Here is an 11,341-nt window from a genome sequence, read left to right on the forward strand (position 1 = left end):
ACGCGCGCCTGGCCTAGCGTGCCACCACCGCGAACGCCCCTTCCTGGTCGACCCGTGCCCAGTAGGCCGATTTCGTGGCGTCATAGCCCACGGCCGCGGCGCACGAGGCGTCGACGTCGGCGGGCAGCGCGGACAGGAACGCGGCCTGATAGGGTTGCTTGCTGATGCAAGACGCCGGCGCCAGCGCGATCCACTTGCCGTCCGCGTCGCGGCGCGCCAGCGTGGTGGCGGCGGCCTCGGCGCCGGCGGGCAGCGCGAATTCCAGCACGTAGGTGTCGCCGCTCTGGTCGGCGCCGAGTTCCCACTGGCGCGTGGCGTGGGCCGGCAGTTGCACCGGCAGCTTGCCGCTTTCCGAACCGTCGCCGTAGCTGCCCGGCAGGCCGGTGGCGGTCGTGATGTCCTTGGCGCGTCCCCACGGATCGATGTAGGTGCCGGTCTGCCCCGCGATGCCGCTGACCCACAGCACGTCGGACACCGTGTCCTTGCCGCGCTCCTGCCAGTTCAGCGCCACCAGCTTCTTCAGGTCGATGGTGGTCGCGCGGACCTCGATCTCCTCGTCCGGCGTGCCTTCGCCCACCAGCCGCGCGCGCTGGCTGTTGTTCAGGTTGCGGCTGAAGCTCTCGTCGCTGATGAACATGTAGCGGTACATCATGGACAGCATTTCCATGTTGCTGCCGGCATAGGAATAGCCCGGCGTGGCGCTCATGCCGCGGGTGCGGGTGTCGTAGCGGTTGAAGCTGCGGTTCGTGCCGTCCAGCAGGCGCGCGCGATGGCCGCTGGCCGAGGCGCAATAGCTGGTGCGGTAGGACGGGTCGTAGGCGCTGTTGCGCTGGATGTCGGCGGGCACGCTGCCGGGGAATACGACCTTTTCGCAGCGCTGCGTGGAGCGCACGAACCGGTCCAGCAGTTTCCATTGCGGCGTGGCGAGTTCCTTGGGGCCGTCCTCGTTGCGCGCGACCGAATGCGTGGCGAAATACGATCGGTAATCCAGCATGCCGCCCTGGATGGTGAAGATCGAGGCATTGGCGTCGACGAAGCCGGTGTCCTCGTGCTGCACCTTGTGCATCAGCACGTTCTGGATGCGCTCGTGTTCGCCGAAGCGCGTTTCGTAGCCCTTGTAGGCGGAGTCGCCCGAGATGATCTGCTGGAAGCCCAGGTCGGAGTCGTCGCGGATGAGGCTGCGCGCATAGTGGTGCTCGTGGCCCGAGACGTAGATCACGTCGTACTCGGCGAACAGCTTGCGGTACTTGTCGTAGGCTTCGCGGAACTTGACGTCGTTGACGATGGCCAGGCTGCCGTCGACGATGTTCTCGCGCACCAGGCCGTAACGATTGCCGGCGAAGGAGTTGTGGGTCTGGAGGATGATGTGGTCGACCTTGCCGCCGTGTTCCCTGACCATGCCTTCCACGAAGTCGTAGGCCCGTTCCAGCCAGCCGTACGAGATGTTGATGAACAGCACGTTGTCGCGCACCAGCGCGTAGTTCTTGTAGGCCGAGCCGGGCATGTGCTGCGCGTCGGCGGGGATGAAGTCTTCCACCGTGTCGTACCAGTCCTGGTCTATGCCCTTGGGGTCGTGGTTGCCCATGATGGGCAGGATGGTCATCCTGCCCTTGTACTGTTCGGCCAGGCCGCGCCACAGCGCGTACTCGGCCGGCGTGCCGTTCTCCACCAGGTCGCCCACCGCCAGGACCACGTTGACGCCCGATTTGGCGTACAGGTCCAGGATGGCTTTCATGGGATGCAGGGCGACGCCGGAGTCGCCGCCCTGGGTGTCGGGCAGAATGCCGACACGCAGCGTGGGCGTGACGGGTTCGGTCGGTGTGCCCGGTTCGGTCGGCGTGCCGGGATCGGTCGAAGCGGAGCCGTCTCCGCCCCCGCCGCAGGCGGCCAGTGTGGACAGCACAGCGAGCGTCAGGGCGGCAGCCGCCCCGCGCCCGGTCTTGGCGATACGTATGGACATCGTTTATTCCCCCGAAAGCGGCGCAGCTTAGGGGGAGGATGTGACCGCGTCATTGCTGCGGCCGCGAGGGGGGCGACCGCTCCTGGCATGCCTGCGTCGTTCGCATAATTGCGAATAAAGGGAGGATGCTGTAACGTGTTTAGCAATTAGAATCAATTGCAAAGCCTGTATGAGCTATTACAGCGAGACGGAAAGGCCGTTGCTCAAGCGGTTTCTGCGTGTCTTCGTCGCTTTCCTGGCCGTGTGTTTCCTGAACGCCGCGATCCTTCGCCTTGCCTGCCATGCCGGCGGCGTGCCGGAGTCCCGGCTGCTGTCCAGCTTTGCCGTGGGGTGCCTGTAAAGGCACGGTCTATCCAGGCGCCGCGCTACCTGGCGGCGTGGTCATCCCTGGCCGAGTCTCGTCTTCTTCTTTTACGCTCGACGCTATATACCACCAGCAGCGCACAGGCCAGCCAGATCAGCAGAACTTCCAGAAGCATGGGTTCCATCCAACATCGAAGTTAGGGCGATTGCCCTGCGATGATAGTGGGCGCTTCCACATACTGCCAATTGATTAAACCAAATGCAGCAATAGGGTTTGCCTTGATTGCCTACGCGCAGTCCAGGGGTCGCCCCCCATTTGAGTGATGTGATGGTTCTGCCATAACGATATCCTCGGACGTAGTGGCTTTTGTCCGGTTCGACATCATGGATATCCTGTATTTTCCCCGTTTTCGCGTGTTGCGCGGCGTGGCCGTGCTGGCCGCCGCGGGCTGTGCCTGGCCGGCGCTGGCCGCCGATTCCGGCGCGCTGTTCCGCCAGCTTGGCCAGATGATCGAGCAGACGGGCCGGGCCATCGCCGAGGACCAGCGTCGCCAGGAAGAGCAGGAGCAGCGCGCCGCCGAGAACGCCCGCCGAGAGGGCGAGCAGCAGGCGCAGCGGGAACGCGAGGAGGCTGCCCGGCAGCGGCAGCAGCAGGAGGCGGTGCGGCAGGAACAAAAGCAGAGCTTGCAGGCGCTGGCACCGCCGCCCGAGTACCAGGGCCGCATCGTAATCCACAAGCGCCTGCTCGGCATGCAGGAAGCCGGCAGCGCCCGGCCCGATTTCGACATCACGGCGCGCGGCACCGCCAGTATCTCGCCCGATGGCGCGTGGCTGGCCTTCGAGGCGACGGACGGGCAGATCATGTTGCGCGATGCGGCCTCGGGCAAGGACCGCGCGTTGCCGACACGCGTGCCGTCCGGCCAGTCTTCCCGCACGCTGGCCTTCGTCGGCAACGAGGCGCTGCTGGTCAGCGACCTGAAGAACGGTTCCGAGCTGGTCGACCTGCAAGGCAATTCGCTGCGTACGCTGCCGCCGGGCGGGTACTTTCCGTGGCCGAAGGAGGTGGGCGGACGCTACGTCGTCGAGCATTTGCGGATGACCGAATTCGACAAGGGACGGCGCTGCCTGGGGGTGAACTACTACGATGCCCGGGGGGCCGAGCAGGGAGGCGTGTCGGTGGATGATGCCGACGCTTGCGCCGCTCGCATCGACGACCAGGGCCGGCAGGAGTTCTTCGCGCAGAAGGACGGCGTGGTCAGCTATTTCGTCAACGGCGCCAAGGCCGGCGAATTCCGGGGAGATGACCGGAGGCCGGCGGACCAGTACAAGCGCCTCGACTATCGATGGATAGGCAACACGCCCTATGCCTATTCCGAGATGGGAGACTGGAGCAACCCGTCGCATCGGCTGCGGGTGTGGGACGTGGCCCAGGGGAAGATGCTGTGCGAGCTGCCCGGGCACGTTTTCGGAATCCCGTATGCCGACAAGAAGGGCAACCTCGTCATGGCCCAGCCGGCGGTACGGCTGAGCCTGCCCGCCTGTTCGATGGTGCGCGTCGGCAACGGCAACGAGCGGCTCCACTCCTGGGGCGAACAGGCCTACCTGCACGACGAACAGACCGGCACGGTCGACGTCATCGATACCTCGACCTGGCAGCGCCGCGCCACGTTGCAGACGCTGCACCGCAAGTCGCCGCAGGATAGTTCGTATTCCGGTGCGTTCCAGGAGCGGCCGGGGCACCCGGACCAGGTGCTGGTGACGTCGTATGCGACCTCGTCCCGGATACCGGCGCAGCTTTTCGACACGAAAACCGGCCAGTTGCTGCGCACCCTGCCGGCAGGCAGGTTCCAGGCGGGATACATCATCCAGCAGGACCTGCTGACCGGCCAGTCGTACAACTGGCGCACGCGTCTCTGGCGCTTTGCCTACGACGACGGCGCGGGCAAATCGGCCGCGGTGTTCCTGGCCGCGTTGAAAAAGGACAAGTTCGAGACGTCGGCCGAGTACCAGAAGCGGCTGGCCGCGCTGACGCTGCCGCATACGATGAAGGTCGCGCTGCAGGACTACGACGCGGACCGGGGCATGTTCATCGGCACCTGGCGCGACGTGCCGGTCATGGTCCCGCTGCCGCCTGCGCAGGCCCGGCAGTTCGCCGACGCGACGGCAATGAGCGTGACGGGCGAGCTGCGCGTCATCGACGAGGATTACCTGGAGCTGCGCAATGCCAGCGTGACCACGCCGGCCGGGCAGGCGCTGACGCTGGTGCTGCCCGACGGCCCCGCGCCCAAGGCGCAAGCCAGGCCGCAGGCGGCGGGCGCGCGCGATGGCGGCTCGGCGCAGGCAAGTTCGGGGGCCCCGGCGGCACGGGCTTCCAGTGGCCAGGGAAGCGGTGGGCGTTGCACGGGGACGATGGCGCATCTCGCCCCGCAACTGCGGCCCTACACCAACCCCCTCCTGGCCGAGGTCCGCAAGGAAGCCTTGCAGATCGACATCGCCTCGACGCTGGCCAAGGTGAAGGCCGGCGGCGGCAATGCCGAGGTGCTGCGCCAGCAGGCCGATCAGTCCGACCAGGCGGCGCGCGATTCGGCCACCACGGCCAACCAGAGCGACGGCGGCGGCAACAGCATCACCAGGGCCGACAACGGCACCTTGCCGTTGAACTGGCCGTGCGAGGGCATTCATTCGTCGGCCGTCTGCAACTACATCACGATGCGCTGGCAGGCCCTGCTGACGCGAGAGATCGCCAGCCTGTACGCGACCTGCCAGGGGGGCTGAGGCCGGCCACGGGCCGCGGTCAGGCTTCCCCGTAGCCCCCGCCTCCCGGCGTCTCGATCTCGACCCGGTCGCCCGCCCGCAATTCCGCGCGATCCGCGTGGTCCAGCGGTTCGACCCGCCCGTCGGCACGCAGCACCCGCGCCAGTCCCGGCGCGCCAGGCTGGCCGCCGCGCAGCCCGAAGGCAGGATGGTGCCAGCCGTTGGCCAGCAACGACACCGTCATGGGCTCCATGAAGCGCAGCGTGCGCACGCCGCCGTCGCCGCCGCGCCACCGGCCGTCGCCGCCGGAGCCGTGGCGGATCTCGTAGCGTTCCAGCCGCACCGGGAAACGCAACTCCAGCACTTCGGGGTCCGTCAGCCGGGAATTGGTCATGTGGGTCTGCACCACCGACGTGCCGTCGAAGCCGCCGGCCAGGTTGCCGGCTTCGTCGAAGCGGCCGCCCGCGCCCGAGCCACCGGAAATGGTCTCGTAGTACTGGTGGCGGGCATTGCCGAAGGTCAGGTTATTCATGGTCGGCTGGCTGCTGGCCATGATGCCCAGCGCGCCATACAGCGCGTTGGTGACGCAGGTGGAGGTCTCGACGTTGCCGGCCACGACGGCCGCCGGATAGCGCGGGTTCAGCATCGAGCCTTCGGGAACCACGATGGTGAGCGGCTTCAGGCCGCCCGCGTTCATGGGGATGTCCTCGTCCAGCAGCGTGCGGAACACGTACAGTACGGCGGCGGAGGTGACGGCGCGCGGGGCGTTGAAGTTGTTGGGCAGTTGCTTTGACGTGCCGGTGAAATCCAGCGTGGCGCTGCGAGTGGCGTGATCCACGGTGACCGCCACCCGCACCTGCGCGCCGTTGTCCAGCGATACCGCGAAGCTTCCGTCGCGCAGGCGGCTGATGGCGCGGCGCACGGATTCCTCGGCGTTGTCCTGCACGTGGCCCATGTACGCCTGCACGACGGCCAGGCCGAAGTACCGCACCATGGCCATGAGTTCTTCGCGGCCCTTTTCGTTGGCGGCCACCTGGGCGCGCAGGTCGGCGATGTTCTGGTCGATGTTGCGCGCCGGATGCCGAGCGCCGGCCAGCAGCTGCCGCATCTCGGCCTCGCGCAGGTGGCCGCCGCGCACCAGCAGGAAGCTCGTGATCAGCACGCCCTCGTCGTCGATGGTGCGCGAGTCGGGCGGCATGGATCCGGGCGTCAGGCCGCCGATGTCGGCGTGGTGGCCGCGCGAGCCCACGTAGAACAGCACGCGGGTGCCGGCCTCGTCGAAGATGGGCGTGATGACCGTGACGTCCGGCAGGTGCGTGCCGCCGGCGTAGGGATCGTTGAGCACGTAAGCGTCGCCGGGCCGCAGCGTGCCCTGGGTGCTGTCGATGACGGCCCGTACGCTGGCGCCCATGGATCCCAGGTGCACCGGGATGTGAGGGGCGTTGGCGACGAGGTCGCCCTGCGCGTCGAAGATCGCGCACGAGAAATCCAGGCGCTCCTTGATGTTGACCGAGTGCGCGGTGTTCTGCAGGCGCCAGCCCATCTGCTCGGCGATGGACATGAACAGGTTGTTGAAGATCTCCAGCATCACCGGGTCCGCTTGCGTGCCGACGGCGCGGCGCTCGGGCCGGGGCACGGCGCGTTCGAGCACGATGTCGCCGTTCGCGCTCGCGGTGGCCCGCCAGCCGGGATCGACCACGGTGGTCGCGTTGGCGTCGGTAATGATGGCGGGGCCCGCGATGACGTCGCCGGCCCGCAGATCGGCGGACGCGTAAAGCGGGCTGTCCTGCCAGGAACCGGCGTGCATGGCGGCGCTGTCGCGGGCGCGCAATCGCGTGCCGGCTTCGCGCGCGGGACGATCGAACCAGGCGGCGTGCGCGCTCTGGGGCCCTTCCCCGGCGGTGGCCTCGGCCATCACCGAGTCGATCACCAGCGCGCGGCCGGGCATCAGGAAGGCGAAGCGCTGGCGATAGGCGCGCTCGAATTCGGCCAGCATGGCCGGGGTCTCGCCCAGCGGGACCGGCAGCGCGGTGTCGGTGCCCTCGTAGCGCAGATAGGCCCGTTCGGCGATGCGCAGGTCGGCCGCTTCGCAGCCCTGGGCCTGGAGTTCGCCCTTGGCCGCGGCGCCCAGTTCGTCCAGCACCCGGCGCGCCTCGGCGCGGCCGGCGTCGTCGAAGCGGCGTTCCACCGAGCGTTCCCGCACGGCGGTGGCGACGGCCAGGCCCATGCCGTAGGCGGACAGCACGCCGGCCAGCGGATGGATCAGCACGCGCGGCATGGCCAGCGCGTCCGCGACGGCGCAGGCATGCTGGCCGCCGGCGCCGCCGAAGGTGGTCAGGGTGTAGCGGGTGATGTCGTAGCCGCGCTGCACGGAAATCAGCTTGATCGCGTTGGCCATGTTGGTGACCGCGATCTCCAGGAAACCGTGCGCCAGCGCCTCGGGCGTGGTGGCGCGGCCGGTGCCGAGCTCGACTTCGCGGGCCAGTTCGGCGAAGCGCGCGCGGACCACCTCGGCGTCCAGGGGCTGGTTGCCGTCGGGGCCGAACACGGCGGGAAAGTGGTCGGGCTGGATGCGGCCCAGCATCACATTGGCGTCGGTGACGGTTAGCGGTCCGCCGCGCCGATAGCAGGCGGGGCCGGGGTCGGCGCCGGCCGATTCGGGGCCCACGCGCAGCCGCGTGCCGTCGAAGCGCAGGATGGATCCGCCGCCGGCGGCCACCGTGTGGATGCTCATCATGGGCGCGCGCAGCCGCACGCCCGCCACCAGCGTATCGAAGGTGCGTTCGTATTCGCCGGCATAGTGCGATACGTCGGTCGAGGTGCCGCCCATGTCGAAGCCGATGATGCGGTCGAAGCCGGCGGCGGCCGAGACGCCGGCCATGCCGACGATGCCGCCGGCCGGGCCGGACAACACGGAGTCCTTGCCCTGGAAGGCGCGAGCGTCGGTCAGCCCGCCGCTCGATTGCATGAACTGCAGGCGCACGCCGGGCAGGGCGGACGAGACGCGGTCCACGTAACGGCGCAGCACGGGCGACAGATAGGCGTCGACCACGGTGGTATCGCCGCGCGCGACAAAGCGGATCAGCGGCGAAACAGCGTGCGAGACGGAAACTTGCACATAGCCGAGTTCGCGCGCGATCGCCGCCACCCGTAGTTCGTGCGCCGGGTTGCGGTAGCCGTGCATGAGCGCGATGGCGATGGACTGGTAGCCTTGCGACCGGCCTTCGGCCAGGGCCGCCCGGGCCTGCGCCTCGTCCAGTCCGGCCACGACGGCGCCGTCAGCAGCCAGGCGTTCGTCGATCTCGGCCACGTGGCTGGAGAGCTGTTCGGGCAGGATGATCTCGCGGTCGAACAGGCGCGGCCGGTTCTGGTAGGCAATGCGCAAGGCGTCGCGAAACCCGCGGGTAACGGCCAGCAGCACGCGCTCGCCCTTGCGTTCGAGCAGGGCGTTGGTGGCGACCGTGGTGCCCATGCGTACGACCTCGATGCGGTCCGCGGGTACCGGTTCGCCCGGAGCCAGCTCCAGCAGGCGCCGTATGCCTTCGACGGCGGCATCGTCGTAGCGGCCGGGATTCTCGGAAAGCAGCTTGGCGGTCGTCAGCGAGCCGTCGGGCCGGCGCCCGATCACGTCGGTGAAGGTGCCGCCGCGGTCTATCCAGAATTCCCAGCGGGCGTCGTCGGCGGGAGAGGGGGAGGCAGTATTCATAGCGATGAGGCCGCGCGAGCGGCCTGGTCATAAAGGCCCGACAGCATGCGCAGGCGCCGGGCCACGTCGGACAGGGAAGCGCCGTCGGCCAGTTCGCCTTCGACGCTGGCAAGCAGGCAGCGGCCCCGGACGGCGCGGAAGCGGTCGATCAGTGCCGCGCCTTCGTCCGTGGTGGCGTAGAGCACTTCCTTGCCGCTCTTTTCGCCGCGCACCAGGCCCATGCCTGCCAGTTTCTTCAGCGAGTAGTTGATGACGTGCGTGTCTTCGTAGTTCAGGGTGAAGCAGATGTCGGCCAGCTTCTTGCCTCGTTCCCGATGATGGACGTGGTGCAGCACGAGCACGTCCGTGACCGCGAGGTCGGCCGTGCCGGCCGCCGCCATGCAGCGCACGATCCAGCGGCTGAACGCGTTGTGGGCGATGATCAGTCCGAACTCGAGTTCGGACAGCTCCGCATGCGGGCCGGTGGCCAGGTGCGCCGAGGACAGGATGCGCAGGCGTTCGCCGGCCTCGTCGGGCGCGCCCGGGCGCCGGCGGTCATTCGTCATCGTCGTCGCTCTCGCCGGCGAACAGGCGTTCCTTGGGGGGAGCGATCTCGGTCACGAGGTCGCGCACCAGCGGCTTGTTGGGCAGGGGTTCGACCGTGTGTGAGCTGCCCGGCTCCAGCTTGGCCAGACAGGCATACACGACCTTGCCGTCCAGGCGCATCATGCATTCCTTGCAGGCATTGGCGTTGATGCAGGCATAGCGGAAGGCTAGCGTATCGTCCTGGTGCGCGCGCACCCAGCGCAGCGCGTCCAGCAGCGACGCGGCCGCCTGGGGCGGCACGTCGTACTCGACGACGCGGGCCTCGGTATCGGCGCCGGCACGCCGGATCTTCAGGCGGATGGAGTCGTTGGGCGATGTCATGCGATGTCCTCCTGCCGGGCTTCGAGGCGCTGGACGGGCTGGGTGGCCAGCGTCCATTGGCCGTCGCGCCAGGCGATGGTCTGGTTCAGCGTCCAGGCGTCTTCCTGCCCGGGGTGGTCTTCGCGCTGGTGGGCGCCGCGGCTCTCGCGCCGCGCCAGCGCGCAGCGGGTCACGGCCTGCGCCACCAGCAGCATGTTGCGCAGGTCCAGCGTATCCAGCCGCACCGGGTCCTGCGGTCCGCCGCCCGGCAGATCGCTGCCGGCCCGCGTCCGCAAGGCATCGAGTTCGCCCAGCGCCTGCCGCAGGCCAGCCTCGGTCCGGAAGGGGCCGACGTGGGTCTGCATCAGCGCCTGCAATTCCTCGATCAGCGACGCGGCATTGAGCCCGTCCGGCTCGCCGTGGCGCGGCGCGAGGCGTTGCAGCCAAGGGCGGGCCAGGGCCTCGAGTTCCTCCAGCGACGGCGGCTCCGGGCAGTCGGCGGCGGCGACGCGGCCGGCCCGCAGGCCGAAGGCGATCGCCTCGGTGATGGCGTTGCCCGACAGCCGGTTCGCGCCGTTGGCGCCGCCCACGGCCTCGCCCGCGGCATACAGGCCGGGGACGTCGGTGGCAAGGTCGGTGTCCACCCGGATGCCGCCCATGTGATAGTGGGCGATGGGCGCCACTTCTATCATCTGTTTCGTCAGGTCTATACCCGCCTTGGCCAGCTTGTTGATGATGGGGCCGAAGGCCGCGCGCAGCGTGTCTTCGGGCACGTGGCGGAAGCTCAGCCACGCGCCGCCGGCCGGCGTGCCGCGGCCGGCCTCGACTTCCTTCAGGATGGCGTAGGTCGCGGCGTCGCGGGTAGTGGTATAGCCCTGGCCCTCGGCGGCGTTGCCGTAGCGTTCGACGAATTCCTCGCCCTGATTGTTCAGCAGCTTGCCGCCCAGCTTGTAGCGGAAGGGATCCCACATGATGGGGTCGAAGCCGACCAGGCGCGGCGCCAGGTGGCCGATGGGGAAGAACTGCACGAACTCCATGTCGATCAGCCGGGCGCCCGCGCGCAGGGCCAGCGCGAAGCCGTCTCCGCCCATGTTGAGCGAGGCGCTGTTGCGGCGGTAGAGGCGCGTCAGGCCGCCGGTGGCGATGATGGTGGCCCCGGCCCGTATCAGGACCGGGTCGCCGGTGCCCAGGTGCAGCGCCACTGCGCCGACGACGCGGCCGTCCTTGCGCAGCAGCTCCACCACCAGCAGGTCGCCCACGCGCCGCACGCCGGCCTCGCGCGCGGCCTGCGCGCGCAGGGTCTTGGCCACGGCGGGACCGGTGTTCAGGTAGTCGACGTAGACGCAGCGGGGGCGATCATGGCCGGGGGCGCGGGTCTGCGCCATCCGCTCGCCGTCGCGGGCCCAGCCCACGCCCCAGCGGTCCAGCAGGCGGATCGCGTCCACGCCTTCCTCGCACAGCAGCCGGGCCAGCGGTTCGCTGCACAGGCCGCGGCCGGCCGCCAGCGTGTCGCGCAGATGATGCTGCCAGTGGTCCGGCCCTTGCTCGCCCAGCGCGGCGGCCACGGTCATCTGGGCCATGATGGTGGCGCCGCCGCGTCCGATCAGGCTGCGGTCGGCCAGCAGCGCGCGCTTGCCTGCCTGCGAGGCGGCGATCGCCGCGCTCATGCCGGCGCCGCCGGCGCCTATCACCAGCACGTCGGTTTCCAGCGTGTGGGGGGTGGGGTGGGACAT

The 11,341-nt window shown here is 69.0% G+C and carries 7 protein-coding genes; 2 read left to right on the forward strand and 5 right to left on the reverse strand.

The features are described from left to right. Positions 1-13: 13 nt before the first annotated feature. Positions 14-1,960 (reverse strand): metallophosphoesterase family protein, encoded by a 1,947-nt coding sequence (locus WKR98_RS12025; RefSeq protein WP_341433254.1) that lies wholly within the window; start codon positions 1,958-1,960, stop codon positions 14-16. A 199-nt stretch (positions 1,961-2,159) separates the two neighbouring features. Here WKR98_RS12025 and WKR98_RS12030 point away from each other — a divergent pair, with 199 nt between their 5' ends. Both WKR98_RS12030 and WKR98_RS12035 read left to right on the forward strand, forming a co-directional pair. After that, a complete protein-coding gene (locus WKR98_RS12030) occupies positions 2,160-2,300 on the forward strand; it encodes a hypothetical protein (protein WP_161567723.1) in 141 nt (46 codons plus the stop codon). Between the two features lie 347 nt (positions 2,301-2,647). Continuing rightward, positions 2,648-5,038 (forward strand): hypothetical protein, encoded by a 2,391-nt coding sequence (locus WKR98_RS12035; protein ID WP_341433255.1) that lies wholly within the window; start codon positions 2,648-2,650, stop codon positions 5,036-5,038. Between the two features lie 19 nt (positions 5,039-5,057). Here WKR98_RS12035 and WKR98_RS12040 read toward each other — a convergent pair whose 3' ends face one another. The 4 genes from WKR98_RS12040 to WKR98_RS12055 are packed head-to-tail and all read right to left on the reverse strand — an operon-like array spanning position 5,058 to position 11,341. Then, on the reverse strand, positions 5,058-8,723 hold the full coding sequence (locus tag WKR98_RS12040; RefSeq protein ID WP_341433256.1) for a hydantoinase B/oxoprolinase family protein: 3,666 nt from the start codon (positions 8,721-8,723) through the stop codon (positions 5,058-5,060). Continuing rightward, entirely contained in the window at positions 8,720-9,268 is a 549-nt protein-coding gene (locus WKR98_RS12045; RefSeq protein ID WP_124688315.1) for a winged helix DNA-binding protein, read from the reverse strand. Before WKR98_RS12045 ends, WKR98_RS12040 begins: the two co-directional genes overlap by 4 nt. Continuing rightward, the gene (locus tag WKR98_RS12050) at positions 9,258-9,629 is read right to left on the reverse strand and encodes a 2Fe-2S iron-sulfur cluster-binding protein (RefSeq protein ID WP_124688316.1); all 372 of its coding nucleotides are present in this window, start codon (positions 9,627-9,629) and stop codon (positions 9,258-9,260) included. Before WKR98_RS12050 ends, WKR98_RS12045 begins: the two co-directional genes overlap by 11 nt. Beyond that, complete coding sequence (locus tag WKR98_RS12055; protein WP_341433259.1) at positions 9,626-11,341, reverse strand: FAD-binding protein; 1,716 nt, start codon at positions 11,339-11,341, stop codon at positions 9,626-9,628. The genes WKR98_RS12050 and WKR98_RS12055 overlap by 4 nt, the downstream gene beginning before the upstream one ends.

The sequence above is a fragment of the Pigmentiphaga sp. YJ18 genome (assembly GCF_038066655.1).
Taxonomy (GTDB): Bacteria; Pseudomonadota; Gammaproteobacteria; order Burkholderiales; family Burkholderiaceae_B; genus Pigmentiphaga.